We start from the raw sequence: 18,554 nt of genomic DNA, 5'->3' as shown, positions 1-18,554 counted from the left end.
GGCCCGCATGTCAATTCGTGAAACGCTGAACCAACGCCGTTCCTATCGCGCTTTCCTCGACACGCCGGTGGAACAGAGCCTGCTGGAAGATGTGTTGACGGCCGCCATGCGCGCGCCGTCCAACAGCAATATCCAGCCATGGCATGTTTACCTGGTTACCGGCGCGCGCCTGAAAAGGTTGAAAGAAGCCACGAAGGCGCGCTCCACCGTGCCGCCGCAATTCGATCCTCATATCTACAAGATCTACCCAGACCCGCTGGAAGAACCCTATGAGAGCCGCCGCTTCCATTGCGGCGAGCGGCAATATGCGGCGATGAATATCGCGCGCGAAGATCAGGCTGGGCGTCTGCGCTATGTCTATAACAACCATCAGTGCTTCGGCGCGCCGGCGGTGATGTTTCTCTACATCGACAACAAGGCCGGGCCGTCGCAATGGGCCGATCTCGGCATTTATCTGCAAACGGTGATGTTGCTGTTGACCGAAGCCGGTCTCGGCTCTTGCGCGCAGATCAGCTGGAATGTGTTTCACCAGACCGTGCGCGAGGTCTTAGGCGCGCCAGAACAACTGACGCTCTATTGCGGACTGTCGATTGGCTATCCGGATATGGACGCGCCGCAAAACGCCGTCATCGCCGACCGTGCGCCAGTCGATGAGATCATCACGATCTTGCGGGATTAATCGTCGCTAACAGGAAGCGCCGGGACTTCTTTTTGTCCGTCATAGATCGGGTTGTAGATCAGCGTGCCGAACAGTTTAACCACATCCGTGCGCGCCTGATTTGGCGGGTCCTGCGGGATTGAGCGCAACAGAGCGTTGTTGCGCGCGGCCAGCCCGTCCCTGAATTCCGGATGCGACATGATGAAAAGGTCGCCGCGATGAATGCCGCGCAGCACGCGTTCGCCGACTTCCTCCGGGTCCATGAAAATATTCGGATCAAAGGGCGGGATTTCGCGGCGCGGCGCGGTGCTCGCCGGCGCCTCATCCTGCAAATGCGCCGGGCGCACTTCGTGGGTTGTCTGTCCAAGGCTGGTGCGCACCGGACCGGGAAAGAAAACCGATGCGCCGATATTCGTTCCCTGCAAGTCCGTGGCGAGCGATTCCATCATGCCGGCGACCGCGTATTTCGCTGTGCAATAAAGCCCGGCGCCGCCGACAGCGGAAAAGCCGCCTGTCGATGAGGTGGTGACCACATGTGACGGCTCGCCATGTTTCAACATGCGCGGCAGCACCGTGACGAGACCGTTGACGACCCCGCCCACATTGACGCTCAGGTTGAAATCCCAATCCTTATAGGTGCAGTTCTGCATCGGCTTGCCGGCGATGCCGACACCGGCATTGTTCACCAGCACATGGATGTCGCCGTAAACCCGCTCAGCTTCGTCCACCGCTTTGACCCATTCATCACGGTCAGCGACGTCGAGCTTGATCGCGTGAACTGCAAAATTTGTGTCTTCAAACTCCTTCATCGCTTCGTCGAGCGCGTTCTGACGAATATCGGCGATGATGACATTCATGCCATGCCTGGCGAATACTTTCGCCATGCCAAGCCCCATGCCGCTCGCGCCGCCAGTGATGAAAGCGGTTTTCCCGTTCACATCTTTCAACATTTCAGGTTCCTTTCGGCGCGCTGGGCCCGCTCACTTATTTGTCGGTTTTGGGCAATCCAAACAGCGTGTGCATGCCCGGATGACGGCCAAGACCGTCATAAAGATCGAAGCCGCGATCAAGATAACCGCGCAGCGGTTCATCATCATGGAGCGGCGGAATTTTCGCCACGGACCCGCACCACAAAAAGGCCGCCAGCACGCAATAGTCTGCGTAGTTCGGCGTTTTTCCGCCAAGCCACGGCGTATCCGTCAGAAGATCGCGCAAGGGCTGCAATAATGGAATGACTTCCGGCAGGCGTTCTTCACGCCCCGCCTGCACCTCTTCAAGCTTGCGGCCGCCAAGAAACAAACGCTCCCGGCTTTCACGCACATAGGCCTGATCGCGCGGCATCGAAAGATCGTGATAGTCGAGGATATAGCACTGAAACCATGGGCGAATGATTTCGCGCCAGATCCACGCGTCGATGAACTTGGTCAGGATTTTCTGACTCTCATCTCCGAACAGCATCGGCCGATCAGGATATTTTTCATCGAGATATTCCGCAATCAGCCAACTGTCTTTGACCCAATGGCCGTCATCGACGATGACCGGAACCCGGTCGGAAAAACCGTTGGTCAATTCCTTGATGCCGGTGAAACCATTGGGCACGAGATCAAGCTCGAAGCCTTTGTGTTTCAGGGCGTATTTGGTGCGCCAGACAAACGGGCTGATCGTGCAGCCGGTTTCCAGATTGAGATCATAGAGGGTGATTGTGTTGTTTTTCGCCATAGGTTCTGACTCTATTTATTGTACCGATTGATACTATCCAACGCAGGAAGCAAGACCATTCCGCCGGTGCTTTCGCATGCGGAGGATGATTAATCGTTGCGCTCACGCGCCGCCACGACTGCGCGCGCGTAAGGCTTCAACGCCTTCCAGCTAAGGAACAATCCGATCGGACCAAGGATCGCCGCCGCAGCCGCCATGGACGCGCCGAGCATCGCTTCATCGCCGAACACATTGTCTGTCATCAACGCAACGATCAGCGGTCCCGCGCCGTAACCCATAACATTGAAGACAGCGATATAAAGCGCCGACACCGTGCCACGCATGCGCCCCGGCGTGATGGTCTGGATGGCGGCGTTCGCCGGCCCCGCGCCAAGCGAACCGAGAAACAAAAGCGCGCCATAAAGCGTGAACGCCATCCATGCCGCCGGAACGAGCGGATAGATGATGGCGAGCGGCACCAGGAAAATCGAAACCAGGAGGACGATGCGCATATTCGCGTCGTCATGGCCCTTTTGCGCAAGCCAGGTGGCCGCCTGCCCGCCGATGATGAGCCCGAGCGGCGCCACGACCAGCGCAATGGCGCCAAGGATCGGCCCCGGTTCGCCCGGCGCATAACCGAAACTGCGTTCAAAAAACGCCGGCGACCAGACCGCATTGCCGAAGCTGAGCATCGACTTGACGCCATTGGCGATGAACATCGGCCCGAAAGCAGCGCCCCAAAATCCGAGAAAGCCGAGCACCTTGCCGAAGGAAGGCGTTTTCGCTCCGGTCCCGGCGTCCTTGCGCGGCGGTTCAGGAACCGTCAGCACCATGAGCAATGCCCAGAGCATGCCCGGCAGGCCGACAATCACGAACGTCATCTGCCATGGTTTTAACGTGCCGACGATCGGAAATGTCTGCGGACCCAGCTCTGTCAGCCAGACAATCAGCACCCCACCCACCAGCAAGGCCATGCCGGAGCCCATCACCATGCCGATATTGATGATCGAGATCGGACGGGCGAGCTTTTCCCGCTCGAACATGTCAGCGGTCATCGAATAGGTCGCCGGTCCGTTGCAGCTTTCACCTATGCCCACGCCCATGCGCGCAATCGCAAGCTGCCAGAAATTCTGCGCCAGCCCGCACGCCGCCGTCATCAGGCTCCAAAACGCGATCCCGGCGCCGATGATCCATTTGCGCGGGCCGCGATCGACGAGACGCGAAATCGGTATGCCGACGCTGATGTAGAACAGCACGAACATGAAGCCGACAAGAATGCTGATCTGCGTGTCGGTGAGATTGAGATCCGCCTTGATCGGCGTGATCAGCAAAGTCAGCAACTGCCGATCGAGAAAGTTGAACATCAGCGCGATGGTGAAGACGAAAATCGCCCACCATGCGCGAACGGGACTTACCGGCGGTTGGGCTGTCGGGCGAGCCGCCGTAGTGTTTGAAGGCGCAGAAGCTTCGGTCATAAGCGACTATGCGCCTCCCTGTTTCATGGCGGCGCTCGCGCCCGTCATGGCGCCCACAGGCGTCTGGCTTTCGACCGGCGTCAGATCCTGCGTGAAGCGATATTTCCCGAGGAACCAGTAAAGCAGGAAGGTGATCGCCATGAGGACCGACAGAATAACAAAGACCAGATCGTAATTGCCGTATTTGTCGAAATACATGCCCACCAGCAGCGGCGACACGCCCATGCAGAATGTTTGAAACGGCGTCTGGATGCCCACAAGCGAACCAAAAGACTTCAAGCCGAAAAAGCGCAGCTGGAACACTGTGCCCATTGGCCGTTTGGCGCCGCCGGAAAACCCGATGAAGATCGTTGCGAGCAACAGGAAGGAAAAGCCCATGGTCCCTGCGCCCAGGAACAAATAGAACAACAGGCCAAGCGCCGTCATGGCGCTGAACGGCGCCGCGACCTTGGCGGTTTCAAATTTGTCCATCAGAAATCCGCCGGCAATCGTCCCGACGCCCATCGCGAACTGCGACAGCGTCGCCATCCACACCGCTGTATCGATGCTGATGCCGCGCGACAGAATAAAGGGAATGAGATGCGGCTGAAGGCCCATCGCCGGCGCCATCGCGATGACGCTGGCGAGGAGAATGAACCAGAAGTCGCGCGTTTTCATGGCTTGCATCGGGGTCAGGCCCGGCGCTTCCCCTGCCCCCGCGCCCGGCGCCGCATCAGGAATTTTCGGCGCCTCCGGCTCTTTCAGCAACAAGAGAAGAATTGGGATGACCGATAGAATAATCATGCCGAGCCCGACAAACATGCCGCGCCAGCCATAGCCATCAATCAGAAATTGAATGAGTTTGGGCGCGAACATGCCCGCAATGCTCGACTCAACGCCGAAAATCGCCAGCGCCTTGCCGCGATGCTTGTTAAAGAGCGCGCCAATAATTTTCCCGTAGCCGATCGCGGTCGTGCCTGCAAAACCCAGCACCGCGAAACCGAAATAAAATTGCCAGAGCGAACCGTCCTGCCGGGACATCGCCATGGTGATCAGGCCGACAATGAACGTGCCGCAAATGATCATCATGCGCGCGCCGATCTTGTCCACCATCCGGCCAAGGAAAGGCGCCGAACATCCGCCAACCAGCATCATCGCCGTCAGGCCGCCGGAAAATTGCGTGCGCGACCACCCGAATTCTTCGGTCATGGGCAGAGTCAAAAGCATGATCGCCATGAAAGGAAGGATCGACGAGCCGAACAATGTGCCGACCAGAATCGCAAAGGCGATCTTCATCTTGCGGAAGGAAAAATCGGATTCCTCTTCCACTTTGTCCAAAGGCGCACTCTGCCCGTCTGTCGTCATCGTAACCCTCCCAGATATTTTGATGCGCGCCGTTTGCCGGCGTCTATTTTTTCCAGATTTCCACTATTCCCTGATCGCCATCGACCTTCACATGATCACCGGTTTCGATCACTGAAAACGGATCAACGTCGAAATCAGTGATTGTCGGCGCATGGGTGACCACCGCGCCAAGCGCCGCCTTGGCGGTCATGTCCGTAAACAGCATCGCCGCCGGCGCGGTCCCGGCGAGGCGCGCAAAATGGAAAATCGCCGACCAGCCGGAAGATCCCTTGGCGCCGCGAAACAACAAAACCTTGCCGGAGAAACTCTGCCCCACAAGCTCATGCCGGGTTTCGATGATCTCGCCCTTCATCGGATTGACGCCGCCCCAGCCGGAAATGGTCTCGCGGGTCACCAGCGCTTCAGCTTCCGCAATGCCGGGCACAATGGCGCGGCCGCGAATGATGATCGGTTCTTTCAAGGCTGCGGCGCTCATGACAATTCTCCCCGCCATTTGCCGGTCAGCGCCGCGTTGATGCAGTCCTGCGTCGTGCCGAACCAGGCTTCAATGCCGAGAAAGGCCGGCAGATAATGCGTTTGCTTGGCGCTATCGAGGGCGACGACTTTCGTACCCTTCGGCACGCTTTGGGCGATCGCCGAACAAGTGTCGGTCATGACGAGACCGCCGGCCTTGTGAATAATGTCCACATAGCCTTTCGCCTGCGCCTGTGTTTTCACATAGCGCGAGGTGAAAATCCAAAGCGCCGTCGCATCGTTTAGTTTCTTGCCCTCAAGCAGGCGCGCCGCCTCTTCGATCTGCTCAATCGCCGCATGAGGACAGCCCAGCATGACATAGTCCACATCCGCCGACTTGCCGCGAAGGTTCAGATTTTCATACGTCTTGCGTCGTTCTTCCGCCCCGTAGCGAATACGGCTTTTGATCTGGTTGCCGCCAAACGCCTTGTCGCGGGTCGGCGCCTCGGGTGTGAATCCGACAAGGTGATACATCTCTACGCCGCCCGACGATGCGGCCGCCGCGCCGAAATGTTTCAACTGCGTCAGCCCGGCATTTGAAATGGCGCCGTCGATAACGGGAATTTCTTCCTGCACGATTTCGCCCACATAATAACCGAGCATGCCCCATTCGAAGATGTCGTTCACCGGCGTATCAACCTCGACGAGATGATTGCCAAGCCGGAATTCGTCGCGATGAAAGCCCCAGTCCGGAATGCGATGGGTGATCATCGCGGCGCTGGTGGATTCGCGCCCTTCCGTATTGGTGCGCGCGCCAAGCACGGAATTGCAATAGACCACCGCGGAGCTTTCCATCCACGCGCAATGCTCGCCAAATGTCGGTTCGTTGCCGGCGAGATAAGGCGTGCAGGTTTTGAGGACTTTGATGTTGTGCGCGGCGGTTTCGCGTTCGTCGCTTTGCGCATTGGCGAATGCTTCGGGCGAATAGCCTTGCTCGCGCCACAAGACAGGGTCCATGCCCCCTTGAAGGTGGCAGGCATTGCCGCTCATCACCGGAATATCGAAGGTTTCATCCGCATCGAGATCGAAATTACAAAACACCGCGCGGTAATCGCCGCCCTGGTCCTTATATTGATCCTTCAGCCATTGATGCGCAGACCCCGGCACCCCGGCGACATTTTGCGTTTCCACGAAACGCTCCGCGCCCAGCGCATTGGCGTAGCGAATAAGCAGGTCCATGGCCTTTTCCGCGGCCTTGCCCTCGCGGCCGCTCGCCATGGCTTCTTCTTCAGGCGTCAGCTGCAACATAAGCGTCCTCCGTTTTCGATTGCGGGCCGCGCACCACCATGCGGATGCCCATGACGGCAAAGGCGAGCACGATCGGACCGGCCATCATGAACAAAAAGATTTTGATGACGGGCAAGCCGCTCGACAGAAACGCGCCGCCAAGAATCGGACCGGCGACGCCGCCCAATTTGGCGATCGAAGTGGCCCAGCCGCCGCCATTGGCGCGGATGGCCGTCGGGTAATAAATGCTGGCGATGCTCAAAATGCCGTAATGGCCGCCGGAAATAAGCGCCACCGCCAGCACGCTAAGACAAAGGAATAATGGTATCGGCATTGCGACCGTGCCCATGACCAGCAGCACCGGCAATGCGGCGACCGGGAATGCGGCGATGGCGAATGGACCAAGGCGATCGGTAAAGCGCATGAGCGACATGCCCGCGACCGCGCCCGCAAGCGCCGAAGCGGAACTGACCCACGCCGCCGTCTGGCGCCCGACATCGAGATTTTCAAGGATGATCGGCCCCCAACTCGCATGGAGGTACACGGTGAGCGTGGATATCGTGTAGCCGAGCCAGATCAACGGCGTCAGCAACAACAAACGCCCCTCAAACAATTGCGACACCCGAAAGGATTTTTTGAATTTGGGTTCGTCGCTCAACACGAAGTCGGTATCGGGACCGACATCGGCAGCCGGGTCGAGCCGCTTGACGATGCGCGCGATTTCTTCCGGCCTGTCGCCCTTGGCGGTCAGAAAGCGGATGGATTCCGGCAAATTGAAATAGAGCGCAGCAGCGCAAAGAATTGTCCCGATCCCGGCGAGAAAATACACGCTTTGCCAGCCATGATCCGGCGCGACCCAGTTGGTGAGCGGTCCGGCGAAGGTCGTGCCGAGGGAATAGCCGACCATGATCAGCGTCACCACGGTCGCGCGAATGCGCTTTGGCACAAATTCAATATTAAGCGCCCAGGCGAGTGGCAGCATGCCGCCAATCGCGAGCCCGTCCAGAAAACGATAGGCGAGCAATTGTTCATAGCTCTGCGCGAAGCCAGTCATGAAGGTCAGCACGCCGAACGAGAACGCCGCGATGATTATGGTGACACGGCGCCCGATGCGATCGCCCAGATAGGCAAAGCCAAAGCCGCCAATCATCATGCCGAGAAGCCCGGCGCTGAACACATTGCCGAGCATTGTGCGATCAAGCGCCAAACCTTCGGCCATGTAAGGCGCCGTATAGGCGACCATCATCATGTCGAGCCCGTCGAAAAAAGTGATGAGCCATGACAGAACAATCAGGCGAATATTGAAAGACGACAGCCGCCTCCCGTCGATGAAGGCTGAAATGTCGAAGACGGGCTTCGCCGCGCTTTGCATCATTTAGCCTTCAATATTCGCGGCGATGCGTTTTTTGAGCGCGCCGATATCGATTTGATGAACGCTGCCTGAGCCCGCAAGATCAAGCGCATGAGCCGCCGCCGCGCCCATGGCGATGCAAGGCCCCATCACCCGAACCGAAGAAAGCGCCGCGGAGTCAGCGTCGATGCAGCGGCCAACCGCGCAAAGATTATCCGCGCCAGCGACAGTGATCGAGCCAAGCGGCACGGTGTGAACATGGTCTTCGTCAAAGACCTCCCAGACATAGCCTTCGCGATTGTGATGTTGCTCCAGCGGCCATGAACAGCGTGCAATCGCATCGTCGAACTTTTTCGCCGCGCGCACTTCGTCAATGGTCAGGTGATGGGTTCCGACAATCCATCGCGTTTGGCGAATGCCCGGCAAGCCGTAAGCGCGAATTTTCGCGTCACGGAAGGCTTCGGGGAATTCATTACGCAAGAACACAAGCGTCCGGTCGGCCTGGTCCTTGCCGTCGATCTGTTTTTCCGCCGCATCAAAAGGGTCCAGCGGCGTTTCAATATGAGTCATATTGACGATGGCGACATCGCGCCCCGGATAGCGCAAAGCGAGATCCGTCGCGGCGCATCATGCCGTAATCGCCGCCCTTGTCGAAAATGCGCTTCGCCATCTCATCCCAGTCGGGGCGTTTGGAGTCGTCGAAATTTTCGATGACGAGCATTTGCGAGCCATAGATCTGGCCGTCTTTTTGCACGCGGCAATCAAGGCCGGCTTCCCATGTTATCGCCGCATCGCCGGTCGCATCGATGAACCCGTCGGCCTTGATCCGCACATCGCCATGACGCGTGGCCGCTTCAATTGATGTGATCCGCCGCCCGTCGCGATTGACCTTGCGGATGATGGCGCCGCTGAGCGGCGTCACGCCCGCGTCGAGAATTTTCTTCTCCACCCAGCGCCCGAGCGCCACTTCGTCATACATGGCGACTTTCATCACGCCGCCGGTAATGACGTTCAAGTCGCCGCTCGCGCCAAGTTCCGCCAGCAACTCATCGGCGACGCCATGGGTCAGTTGTTTGCCTTCCGGGCCCGGCGTGTAGAGCCCGCAAAACATGCCGATGATGGAGTTCACCGCCTGCCCGCCCAGCGACGGCAGCCCGTCAATCAAAATCACTTTGCGCCCGGCGCGCGCCGCCTCAATTGCAGCCGACATGCCGGAGGCGCCGGAACCGACAACGCAGATGTCGCATCCGCGTTCGATCACATCCGGCCGGGATGCGCGCGACACAATTTTGGTTTCTGGATCGAACGGCCGGTCAAGCGCCATGGAATACCCTTCCTTGAAATGCGCCGCCCGGCGCGCCTGTTGCGTTGCAGCAAAACTTCGCGCCGCAAGACTTGGATAAGAGCATAGTTCACCGGCGCGCACGTAGGGAAACAAGAATGAATTCGTTCCTTACGATGAACGCAGCCGGACAGCTTTCACCGCGCAGAAAGTTTGATCGCCGCGCCCGCCACGCTGTAGCGTTCGCCGGTCAGTGGAGAATTCTATGAAGCGAAGTTTATTTCTGTCGGCCGCTCTCATGTCGCTGGCCGCATGCGGGTCCGGGGACGAGCCGGCGAACATAGAGGCCAATACACATTCGCAAAGCGCAGCGGCGGTCGACGGGGCGCGGCTTTCAAACGCCGGCGCAGACCTCGATAACTGGCTTACCTATGGCCGCACCTATGCAGAACAACGTTTCTCTCCGCTCGATCAGATCAACGACGCAACCATTGGCGATCTCGCCCTCGCCTGGTCCGTAGAGCTCGACACCAGCCGCGGTCAGGAAGCAACGCCGATCATCGTCGACGGCATCATGTATATCTCCACCGCCTGGTCGAAAGTGATGGCGCTTAACGCGGCCACGGGCGAGGTGCTCTGGAAGTTCGATCCGGAAAATATCGGGGCGAAAGCCGCCCATGCCTGTTGCGACGTAGTCAATCGCGGCGTCGCCGTCTGGAACGGCAAAGTCTATGTCGGCACAATCGACGGCAGGCTGATCGCGCTCGACGCCGAAACCGGCGAAAAAATCTGGGAAGAGATCACCGTCGATCAGGCGAAGCCCTACACCATCACCATGGCGCCGCGCGCCGTGAAGGGCAAAATCATCATCGGCAATTCCGGCGCGGAGCTTGGCGTTCGCGGTTATGTTTCCGCCTATGACGCAGAGACCGGCGATCTTGTCTGGCGGTTCTACACCGTGCCCGGCAACCCGGCTGACGGCCCCGATGGCGCGGCGTCAGACAAGGCGCTTGCCGAGCTCGCCCTGCCCACCTGGCATGGGGAATGGTGGACGCTTGGCGGCGGCGGAACTGTCTGGGATTCCGTTGTCTATGATGAAGAATTCAACCAGCTGATTATCGGCGTCGGCAATGGCGCGCCATGGAACCATGAGTATCGCTCCAATGGCGAAGGCGACAATCTTTTCCTGTCGTCAATCCTCGCAGTCGATCCCGATAGTGGCGCCTATAAATGGCACTATCAGGTCAATCCCGGCGAAACCTGGGACTACACCAACACGCAGCAGATCACGCTGGCCGATCTCGTCATTAATGGCGAAGCGCGAAAGGTGCTGATGCAGGCGCCGAAAAACGGCTTCTTCTATGTGGTCGATCGAAAAGACGGCGCGCTGATTTCCGCCGAGCCTTACATCTATCAGAATTGGGCGGAGCGCATTGACCTTGAAACCGGCCGGCCTGTCGAGAAACCGAATGCGCGCTATCTTGATGGACCGCAGATGATTCTGCCCGGCGGCATTGGCGGGCACGCCTGGCACCCGATGAGTTTCAATCCCGAAACCGGGCTCGTGTACATTCCGGCGATGACCGTGCCGCTGGTCTATGAAAAGAGCGACGATTTTGAAGTGCATCCAGGCCGCTGGAACACCGGCGTTTCCTTCACCGATCCGCCGGAATCCGAAGAGCTTCAAGGCGATGTAGCGGCGCGGCGCGAGCAGATGCGCGCCATGCAGAAAGGCAAGCTTGTCGCCTGGGATCCGGTTGAACAAAAAGCCCGCTGGACCATCGAGCGGGACTGGCCGTGGAATGGCGGCACACTGTCCACCGGCGGCAATCTGGTTTTTGAAGGCACGCCCCATGGGGAGTTTGAGGCGCGCGCCGCCGATACGGGCGACTTGCTGTGGTCGTTCCAGAGCTATCGCGGCATCATGGCCGGCCCGGCGACCTATCGCGTGGACGGCGAACAATATGTTGCGGTGCTGGGCGGCTATGGCGGCTCCATGGGCATGGCCACGCCAACACCTTTCGCCAAAGATCGCCCGCCGAATGGCGTCGTCATGGCGTTCAAACTGAATGGCGCCGCCACGCTGCAGCCGCCGCAAGCAACGCCCAAACCAATTCCAGCGCCGTCATCGGAAACCTTTTCCGATGCGCAGCGCGCGGTCGGGATGGAAAAATATTTCACCTATTGCGTGATTTGCCATAGCGGCCCGACCAATCCGGACCTTGATCGCACGCCCTATATGCAAAACGCCGACGCCTGGCGGGCGATCGTTATCGACGGTGCGCTGGAGGACAACGGCATGGCGAGCTTCCGCGATTACCTCTCGCCGGAGGAAGCGGAGTCCATTCGCGCTTATGTAAACTCGCTGGCGGCGGAACTCGCGGCGCAAGACCCCGCCGCGCAATAGGCGCGCTTAATGTATGGTGTCGGCCATCAGCGCACCGGTCGCGGATGTTTCCGGACCATATTCGTTGATGGTGGCGCGGCGCAGATCGCGCCGGTCGACAAAGCGATTGAAATCCGTGCCGCGATGAAGCGTGCAGCGATTGTCCCAGATCACCAGATCGCCTTTGCGCCATTTATGGGAGTAAACAAACTGCCGCTGTGTCGCAAAGGCCATGAGCTCCGCCAGCAACGCTTCGCTTTCCGCTTCTCCCATGCCCACAATACGCAAGGCGTGCTGGCCGATATAAAGCGTCTCGCGCCCATTGGCTGAGCGGCGCACCAGTTCATGCACCACCGGCGGCATCATCCGCTTCATTTCATCCGTGACAGCGCCGCCAAATTCATATTTCACCCGCGCGCCCCAAAGGTCATGCACCGCCTTCAGACCCTGCACGCGGGTTTTCAGATCACCCGGCAGCGCGTCATAAACCGCGCGCATATCGACAAATTCCGTATTCGCGCCATTTTCCGGCGTTTCATAAGCAAGCAATAGCGACCATTTCGTCGGCAGCGCGTTAAAAGAGCTATCCGTATGAAAACGCTCATTGCCGAGATTGAATTTCGTACGCGGATCATCCGCCGGAATGATGCGGCCTTCCGCATCGAGATTGGAAATATCGTAGAGCGCCGGATCGATCCGGTATTTCATTGTCGCCGGACGGTCGGACATTTTCGGCGGCAGCTCCAGCGGGCCAAAGGTACGGGCGAAACGCAAATGCCCCTCATCGCTGGGGTTCAAATCGCGCAGCACCAGCACGGCGTGCTCAGCCATCAGGTCTTCGATAAAATCCGCCTGACGGGGCGCAATGTCAGCGTCCAGATCGAAGCCGGTCATCTCCGCTGCGAAAATCGGGTGTAAGGTGTTGATCTGATAATTCATGGCCTGTCTTCCCAAAAAAAGCCGCCGCCCCGATTGTGTTGGGGCGGCGGCTCTGTTCGCTACAAGTCTAAAAGCCTAGAACCGCTTCTTGACCTGAATGTACCACTCGCGCGGCGCGGCCGGCTGGCCTTCCGTCGAGGGCTGACCAAAGGCGGTCAGATCGAACACATTGAGGAAGTAGTCGTTGTCAAAGAGGTTCGTGGCCCCGACGGCGACCTGGAAGTCGCCATCGTCATTCACATAGGTGATGCGTCCGTTAAAGACAGAATAGGCTTCCGTGAACGCGATCGCCGAGAGCGAGTTGTAATTGATCTCGCCCGAATAGAACCAGTCCATACGCGGTGTGATGGAGCCGCCCAGCGCCGGGGCCGGGATTTCATAGGCGATGCCAGCCGAACCCGTCCATTCCGGCACGTACACCGGCTTGTCGCTGACGAACGGACCGGTTTCGAGTTCCGGTGCGGTGAACTTGGTCCAGCCGCCGCTTGCGTTGATCATAAGGCCTTCGATCGGACGCCAGTCAAGTTCAGCCTCAATGCCTTTCACCGTGCCCGGCGTATTGACGTAGTTGGTTTTCGGAATACAGGTGACGCCGATGCCAGCGGCCACATTGCGCGGTCCATCCGTCAACGCATCATAAGCACGGCATGTGGAGCCGTCATCACCTGCGGGCTCCTCCACCTCGTTGCCGGCGACAACGCAATCGCCAGCGACGCCGCTGTCGATACACTCGAAGCCGCCCGCGGGGATCAGACGCTGTTCATAGTCGGTGTAGAAACCGGCGATGTTGATCCGCATGGTGTTCTCGAAGAGATCGCCCTTGAAGCCAAGTTCGTAAGCGATCGCTTCTTCACCATCGACGCCCACAAGCTGGGACGCCTGGAACGGCCGCGGATTGAATGCGCCCGGACGGTATCCCGTCGCCGCAGAGCCGTAGACAGTGATGTCTTCCGTCAGTTGGAAATCGAGACCGGCGCGCCAGTCAAAATTATCCTGCGAGATATCGAACGTCGTGTCGATGCCGCCCTGACCATTGTTGAAGCTGACGTCTTTCTGGTCATCCGAATAACGCGCGCCAAGCGTAATGCCGAGACGCGGGCCGAACGGCCGGAAGACACCCTGACCATAGACAGCCTTCGCCGTTGTATCGAACTGGATCAACGCATTCTGCTGCAGCTGAATGAAGGGGATCGCGACATGGGAAGTCGTCGTCGAGATCGCCATTGTAGAAGAAGCCGCCTACCGTGACATCCATGAAATCGGAGTTGTAGGTGACGCGCGGCTCGACGGTCCACTGTTCGTGTTCGATCTGCGTTTTTACGGTCTGAATGCCGAGCGGCGAACCGTCCGTATCGTTGATGCCGGTGGTGAAGACATCCCGGAAAGCGGCGATCATCGTGAAGGAGAGGCTTTCGGTCAGATCGGCGTTGAACTTGCCGCTGAAGCCGAACTGCTCGATGACGGCTTTGCGCTCAAGCTGGGCGCCGCCGCGATCTCCGGAACCGTTGTAGTATGTCCCGGGAATGTTCGTGCCTGCCGGAATCGGATCGGCGTAGGTGGCGTATGTCGAGTAATTGTCGTTGGTCAGGAAGCGCTCGTCATAGCTGATGCCCCAAAGAGGCTGGTAAACGAGTTGATCCAGCCGTGCGGTGCCGCCGTCAGCGATGCCGTCGCCGCCCATGACCGGCATGCCGGCTGCGTCTAGATCATCTCTTGGCGTCCCGTCAGCATTATAGCCTGTGGGCATAATCTGAATCTGCTTGTCGGCGACCGGAGACGATTGGTCATCCGTGTAGTCGCCGGTCAGCGTGAAGTCCCAGCCGGAGCCTTCATACTTCAAAGCCCCGCGCAGCGCCTGAACGTCTTCGCCGCCATAGGTGTCGATGACGCAGTCATCACCAGTATTGCCGGCGACAAAGCCGCCTGACGGATCGAGCGACGGGAAGGCGCCCGCAAGCGCCGGCGTGCCGTTCTGGAACATGGCGCAACGGAAGTCGAGAACGTCCTGATAGCCTTTGCGATGTTTCGAAACGCCCGACACGCGCAGGAACAGATTGTCCGACAGCGGATAGTTGAAACCGGCGCGCATATCCGTGCGGTTATAGGCGCCGTAGGTGGCGTCGATATAGGCTTCCGGCTCCGGTCCAGGCTCTTTCGAGATGATGTTGACCGCGCCGCCAATGGCGCCACGACCGAACAGCGTGCCCTGCGGACCGCGAAGGACTTCGACGCGCTCAATGTCGAGCAAGTCGAAAACCGAACCGGCGAGCAGCGCGTAATACTGATCGTCAACATACATGGCCACGCCCGGCTCGAAGGCCAGGTTGAAGTCGTTCTGGCCGATGCCGCGGACATAGGCGGTCACCGCGCGACCGAAAGCCACCTGCGCTTGACGGAAGCTGGCGTTCGGCACGACAGCGGCGACGTCTTCGATTGAATTGAAGGCGCGCGCTTCGAGCGCATCCGCTGTGATTGCAGTAATGGCGAGCGGCGTGTCTTGCAGGTTCGTTTCCGAACGCGTCGCCGTAACCGTGATGTTGTCGAGTCCGCCACTGGACTCACCGCTCTGCGCAAGCGCAGGCGCCGTCAGAGCAAGCGCCCCCACGGACGCGCCGAGCAAGGCGGACTTCCGCCGGCTCATCTTAATTCTTGGCTGTTTCACTTTCTTCTTTCCCTTCCCTAGACTGCGTTTAGTTGGTTAACGTCTTTGTTGTTAAATCGTTTAGAAACCCTTACTTTTTAGTGTTTCAGGGCGTTCGAACAAAGGAGATCGCCAATCACCTGGCGTCCTCCATTGGAGGCGGAACCGCTAAATTCAACGTCTTTAAAGCCGGCCTCGCGGCAGAAAGCGCCCGCCGCGTCCGAGTCGGCGGCGTCGATCGCCGCTCCGTCCCACATCGGATTCTTGAAGAAATAAGCCTGGTGGCCGCGCAAAACGGCCTCGGCGCTGGCGACCGGCGCGCGCGGCGTGTCCGGCGAAGATCCGGGCGCCGGCTCGGCGCCGACAATTTCCATCGCCTCAGGCGCGTCCGGGGCTGTAACAGTGCGCACGCCGTCAATCGGACGCAATGAACGAATGCGCGCGAAAAAGCCGAAATTCTTTTTCAGGCTGACGATTTCGTCGCCCGGCCCCACATCAAGGCAAGCGCCTTTGAAATTGTTGCGCGTGCAAAGCTCCCAGCGACCGGATTTAACCGCCGCGCTGTGAAAAGGATACCGCACGTCGATATCGGCGACCGGGGCGCTATAGGCTATCTCCCGACCGTTCATCCCGACTTTTTCATACATGACGAGCACGGGGGACTCCAAACTCTCCGCCGCCGCCCTTGCTGCAACAGCCGTCGCAACAATGGCGAAAGCCATACAAAACCGTAAAGCCCAAGGCGCTTTTGATCGCTTATCCAAAATCAAATCCCCCGGACTTGCTGCGCATCATGACTTGCTTTCTGTGCGCCTTCAACATCGTTTCAACGCACAGGCATCGCCCAACTTTCAACGCATGGGAACAATTCTCCGTGCGCAGAACATTAACAGCGCACGAACATTCCTTGAGCTGTTACGAGATTACAACAATCGCTTCGCGGATGCGGCAATTAATATTGCAACGCAACAATCCATATCGAATGTGAATCAACCTGTTGAATAGGAATGCAAAATAACAATTTTTCACGCGCGTCGGGAAACCCCGCCTCGCGGCAATCGTTTCAAATGCAACGATCGGCTTTTCGGAACGACTGAATCTTTTTCAAACGCTTGATTCTCGGTCACACTTGCAGCGCATGACATTGGTTCGCCTTTTGTCGAAACTAACTTCCGCGGCGGACGGATGGGTTAATAGCGCCCATGCCCGACCGTCTGTTGGGAGCGCCGTTCGCCCGGCGTTTATCCTAGCAGGGATCCCGTTATTCGGATGTCGCCTCGCGCCGAAAGACCGGCCGACCATCGAGCAGGGTCAACACCACATTGATGTCGCTTAACGCTGACGGGTCGACGGTCAACGGGTTTGCATCCACCAGGATGAGATCGGCCCGCTTGCCCGGTTCGATCGATCCGCGCGATTCGCCCTCGCCCATCAACACGGCGCCATTGGTGGTCAGCGCCCGAAGCATGTCTGTCACCGTGAGGCGCTGCTCCGGCAACCAGACAGGCGTATCGCCATCATAAGACACGCGCGTGACCGCGACTTCGATTGCATCAAACGGATCGGACGTGGAAACCGGCCAGTCGCTGCCCGAAACCAGAAAGGCGCCAGCATCGCGAAGCGCGCCGAACGGGTACAGCCATTTTGAACGCTCCGGCCCGACAAAGGGCTCCGTAAGGTCGGTGATGTAGCTGTCCCCATAGGCCCACAGGGTTTGCATATTAGCGGCGGCGCCGACTTCGGCGAAGCGGGGAATGTCCGCCGGATCAATCAACTCGATATGCGCGATGTGATGGTGGCGTTCGCGCGCCGGATTCACCTGTCGCGCATGCTCCACCGCATCGAGCCCGGTGCGTATGGCCAGATCGCCAATTGCGTGCATGTGAAAATCGAATCCGGCAGCGTCGAGCGCCGCCGCATATTCATTCAAGAGTTCAGGCGCCATGTTGAGAACGCCTTGATGCGCCGGCCCCGCCTCGGCGCCTATATAAGGTTCGATCAGAGCGGCGGTCTGGTTTTCCAGCACGCCGTCGAGAAAGATCTTCACCATGCCGCCGGTCAGCAAATCCGTGTTCGCCGCTTCGATCTTTGCGCGCCGCGCCTTAAGGTCTTCAATCCGCGCCGGGATCTGCGCCGCAGTGAACGCCTTGTCCGTAAAGTCCGATGTCGGCAGCATGGAAAGCTCCACACGAAGGGTGGCTTCGCCGTTTTCCACCGCCGCGATAAACGCATCGGCGACGACTTCCGGCGGCACCGACGCGTCGATAGAGGCGGTGTACCCCATCGCGTTTTGAAACCGCATGCCGGCGAGCAAATCTTCCAGCGCAGATTCCAGCGTCATGGGCGGGATCAGATCGGCGACAAGCTGGGTCGCCGATTCACGCAAGGCGCCTGACGGCTCGCCGGTCTTAGCGTCACGCTCAACCTTGCCGTTGACCGGGTCCGGCGTTGACGCATCGACGCCCGCCGCTTCCAACGCCGCCGAATTGACCCAGGCATTATGCCAGTCCGCCGCCCAGAGAATGACGGGCCGATCCGCCACTACGCTGTCGAGCATCGATTTGTGGGGATTGCCGCCCTTGAACAACGGCAACGCCCAACCGGACCCGACAATCACCTCAAGATCAGGATGCGCATCCGCATAGGCGCGCACCATCTCGAGCAACTCCTCCACCGTCTCCGCGTCCTGCACCGCGAGGGAGGTGAGCGTGTCGCCGCCATCCACCAGATGCGTATGGGCATCCGTAAAACCCGGCAACAGCATGCCGCCCTGCATGTCGATGATTTCGGTTCCCGCGCCCGCAAGCGCCATAATGTCGTCGCGGGTTCCGGCTTTGACGATCAGCCCGTCGCGGATCGCCGCCGCTTCCGCGATGGTGTTTTGCGCATCGGCGGTGAACACCGCGCCATTGACGAAGATCGTGCTGGCGGGCGGATCGGCCGGCGCCTCCTTACTGCAGCCGCCAAGCATGGCGCCGGTGATGAGGAGAGCGGCGAGAGAATGTCTGATCATGTGGGATGCCCGCAGGTGACTTGCGCC

At 59.0% G+C, this 18,554-nt stretch carries 17 protein-coding genes; 3 read left to right on the top strand and 14 right to left on the bottom strand.

What is annotated here, in order from left to right:
* Window positions 1-7 precede the first annotated feature (7 nt).
* Window positions 8-679 carry a nitroreductase gene (locus AC0L8G_RS06290; protein ID WP_473387736.1) on the top strand — a complete coding sequence of 224 codons (672 nt, stop codon included), beginning with the start codon at window positions 8-10 and terminating at the stop codon, window positions 677-679.
* On the opposite strand, the gene AC0L8G_RS06285 is transcribed toward AC0L8G_RS06290, so the two are convergent.
* The 9 genes from AC0L8G_RS06285 to AC0L8G_RS06245 all read right to left on the bottom strand — a co-directional run bounded on the left by AC0L8G_RS06285 (window position 676) and on the right by AC0L8G_RS06245 (window position 9,704).
* Window positions 676-1,608 (bottom strand): SDR family NAD(P)-dependent oxidoreductase, encoded by a 933-nt coding sequence (locus tag AC0L8G_RS06285; RefSeq protein ID WP_473387735.1) that lies wholly within the window; start codon window positions 1,606-1,608, stop codon window positions 676-678. The genes AC0L8G_RS06290 and AC0L8G_RS06285 overlap by 4 nt on opposite strands.
* A 34-nt stretch (window positions 1,609-1,642) precedes the next feature.
* A complete protein-coding gene (locus AC0L8G_RS06280; protein WP_473387733.1) occupies window positions 1,643-2,377 on the bottom strand; it encodes a glutathione S-transferase family protein in 735 nt (244 codons plus the stop codon).
* 89 nt (window positions 2,378-2,466) lie between these two features.
* Window positions 2,467-3,831, bottom strand: a complete 1,365-nt coding sequence (locus AC0L8G_RS06275) for a spinster family MFS transporter (protein WP_473387731.1) — start codon at window positions 3,829-3,831, stop codon at window positions 2,467-2,469.
* 6 nt (window positions 3,832-3,837) lie between these two features.
* A complete protein-coding gene (locus AC0L8G_RS06270; RefSeq protein WP_473387728.1) occupies window positions 3,838-5,175 on the bottom strand; it encodes an MFS transporter in 1,338 nt (445 codons plus the stop codon).
* 43 nt (window positions 5,176-5,218) lie between these two features.
* Window positions 5,219-5,650: an aconitase X swivel domain-containing protein gene (locus AC0L8G_RS06265; protein WP_473387727.1), complete on the bottom strand. Its 432-nt coding sequence runs from the start codon at window positions 5,648-5,650 to the stop codon at window positions 5,219-5,221.
* Entirely contained in the window at window positions 5,647-6,933 is a 1,287-nt protein-coding gene (locus AC0L8G_RS06260) for an aconitase X (RefSeq protein WP_473388815.1), read from the bottom strand. Before AC0L8G_RS06260 ends, AC0L8G_RS06265 begins: the two co-directional genes overlap by 4 nt.
* Complete coding sequence (locus AC0L8G_RS06255) at window positions 6,917-8,290, bottom strand: MFS transporter (protein ID WP_473387725.1); 1,374 nt, start codon at window positions 8,288-8,290, stop codon at window positions 6,917-6,919. The genes AC0L8G_RS06260 and AC0L8G_RS06255 overlap by 17 nt, the downstream gene beginning before the upstream one ends.
* On the bottom strand, window positions 8,291-8,872 hold the full coding sequence (locus AC0L8G_RS06250) for an FAD-dependent oxidoreductase (RefSeq protein WP_473387723.1): 582 nt from the start codon (window positions 8,870-8,872) through the stop codon (window positions 8,291-8,293).
* Complete coding sequence (locus tag AC0L8G_RS06245) at window positions 8,823-9,704, bottom strand: FAD-dependent oxidoreductase (RefSeq protein WP_473387721.1); 882 nt, start codon at window positions 9,702-9,704, stop codon at window positions 8,823-8,825. The genes AC0L8G_RS06250 and AC0L8G_RS06245 overlap by 50 nt, the downstream gene beginning before the upstream one ends.
* A gap of 109 nt (window positions 9,705-9,813) precedes the next feature.
* Between AC0L8G_RS06245 and AC0L8G_RS06240 the strand changes: the two genes are divergently transcribed.
* Window positions 9,814-11,955 (top strand): PQQ-dependent dehydrogenase, methanol/ethanol family, encoded by a 2,142-nt coding sequence (locus AC0L8G_RS06240; RefSeq protein WP_473387720.1) that lies wholly within the window; start codon window positions 9,814-9,816, stop codon window positions 11,953-11,955.
* A gap of 6 nt (window positions 11,956-11,961) precedes the next feature.
* On the opposite strand, the gene AC0L8G_RS06235 is transcribed toward AC0L8G_RS06240, so the two are convergent.
* The 4 genes from AC0L8G_RS06235 to AC0L8G_RS06220 all read right to left on the bottom strand — a co-directional run bounded on the left by AC0L8G_RS06235 (window position 11,962) and on the right by AC0L8G_RS06220 (window position 16,161).
* A complete protein-coding gene (locus AC0L8G_RS06235) occupies window positions 11,962-12,873 on the bottom strand; it encodes a TauD/TfdA dioxygenase family protein (protein ID WP_473387718.1) in 912 nt (303 codons plus the stop codon).
* Between the two features lie 75 nt (window positions 12,874-12,948).
* On the bottom strand, window positions 12,949-14,034 hold the full coding sequence (locus tag AC0L8G_RS06230; RefSeq protein WP_473387717.1) for a TonB-dependent receptor: 1,086 nt from the start codon (window positions 14,032-14,034) through the stop codon (window positions 12,949-12,951).
* On the bottom strand, window positions 13,931-15,514 hold the full coding sequence (locus AC0L8G_RS06225; RefSeq protein WP_473387715.1) for a TonB-dependent receptor: 1,584 nt from the start codon (window positions 15,512-15,514) through the stop codon (window positions 13,931-13,933). Before AC0L8G_RS06225 ends, AC0L8G_RS06230 begins: the two co-directional genes overlap by 104 nt.
* Before the next feature lie 98 nt (window positions 15,515-15,612).
* Window positions 15,613-16,161 carry a beta/gamma crystallin-related protein gene (locus AC0L8G_RS06220; protein WP_473388814.1) on the bottom strand — a complete coding sequence of 183 codons (549 nt, stop codon included), beginning with the start codon at window positions 16,159-16,161 and terminating at the stop codon, window positions 15,613-15,615.
* Here AC0L8G_RS06220 and AC0L8G_RS06215 point away from each other — a divergent pair.
* Complete coding sequence (locus AC0L8G_RS06215) at window positions 16,160-16,519, top strand: hypothetical protein (protein ID WP_473387712.1); 360 nt, start codon at window positions 16,160-16,162, stop codon at window positions 16,517-16,519. The two genes, AC0L8G_RS06220 and AC0L8G_RS06215, sit on opposite strands and share 2 nt — an antisense overlap.
* 256 nt (window positions 16,520-16,775) lie before the next feature.
* On the opposite strand, the gene AC0L8G_RS06210 is transcribed toward AC0L8G_RS06215, so the two are convergent.
* Entirely contained in the window at window positions 16,776-18,527 is a 1,752-nt protein-coding gene (locus tag AC0L8G_RS06210) for an amidohydrolase (RefSeq protein WP_473387710.1), read from the bottom strand.
* Window positions 18,528-18,554: the final 27 nt, after the last annotated feature.

Source organism: Hyphococcus sp. D3-15 (assembly GCF_055809375.1).
Note: the sequence above shows the minus strand (reverse complement) of the source record. Positions and strands in the feature narration are given on the sequence as shown.

What these genes read in the sequence shown, in the direction of transcription:
- AC0L8G_RS06290 (WP_473387736.1), top strand. Translation starts at nt 8, where the DNA reads ATGTCAATTCGTGAAACGCTGAACCAACGCCGTTCCTATCGCGCTTTC.
- AC0L8G_RS06285 (WP_473387735.1), bottom strand. Translation starts at nt 1,608, where the DNA reads ATGTTGAAAGATGTGAACGGGAAAACCGCTTTCATCACTGGCGGCGCG.
- AC0L8G_RS06280 (WP_473387733.1), bottom strand. Translation starts at nt 2,377, where the DNA reads ATGGCGAAAAACAACACAATCACCCTCTATGATCTCAATCTGGAAACC.
- AC0L8G_RS06275 (WP_473387731.1), bottom strand. Translation starts at nt 3,831, where the DNA reads ATGACCGAAGCTTCTGCGCCTTCAAACACTACGGCGGCTCGCCCGACA.
- AC0L8G_RS06270 (WP_473387728.1), bottom strand. Translation starts at nt 5,175, where the DNA reads ATGACGACAGACGGGCAGAGTGCGCCTTTGGACAAAGTGGAAGAGGAA.
- AC0L8G_RS06265 (WP_473387727.1), bottom strand. Translation starts at nt 5,650, where the DNA reads ATGAGCGCCGCAGCCTTGAAAGAACCGATCATCATTCGCGGCCGCGCC.
- AC0L8G_RS06255 (WP_473387725.1), bottom strand. Translation starts at nt 8,290, where the DNA reads ATGATGCAAAGCGCGGCGAAGCCCGTCTTCGACATTTCAGCCTTCATC.
- AC0L8G_RS06240 (WP_473387720.1), top strand. Translation starts at nt 9,814, where the DNA reads ATGAAGCGAAGTTTATTTCTGTCGGCCGCTCTCATGTCGCTGGCCGCA.
- AC0L8G_RS06235 (WP_473387718.1), bottom strand. Translation starts at nt 12,873, where the DNA reads ATGAATTATCAGATCAACACCTTACACCCGATTTTCGCAGCGGAGATG.
- AC0L8G_RS06225 (WP_473387715.1), bottom strand. Translation starts at nt 15,514, where the DNA reads ATGAGCCGGCGGAAGTCCGCCTTGCTCGGCGCGTCCGTGGGGGCGCTT.
- AC0L8G_RS06215 (WP_473387712.1), top strand. Translation starts at nt 16,160, where the DNA reads ATGACGAGCACGGGGGACTCCAAACTCTCCGCCGCCGCCCTTGCTGCA.
- AC0L8G_RS06220 (WP_473388814.1), bottom strand. Translation starts at nt 16,161, where the DNA reads ATGTATGAAAAAGTCGGGATGAACGGTCGGGAGATAGCCTATAGCGCC.
- AC0L8G_RS06210 (WP_473387710.1), bottom strand. Translation starts at nt 18,527, where the DNA reads ATGATCAGACATTCTCTCGCCGCTCTCCTCATCACCGGCGCCATGCTT.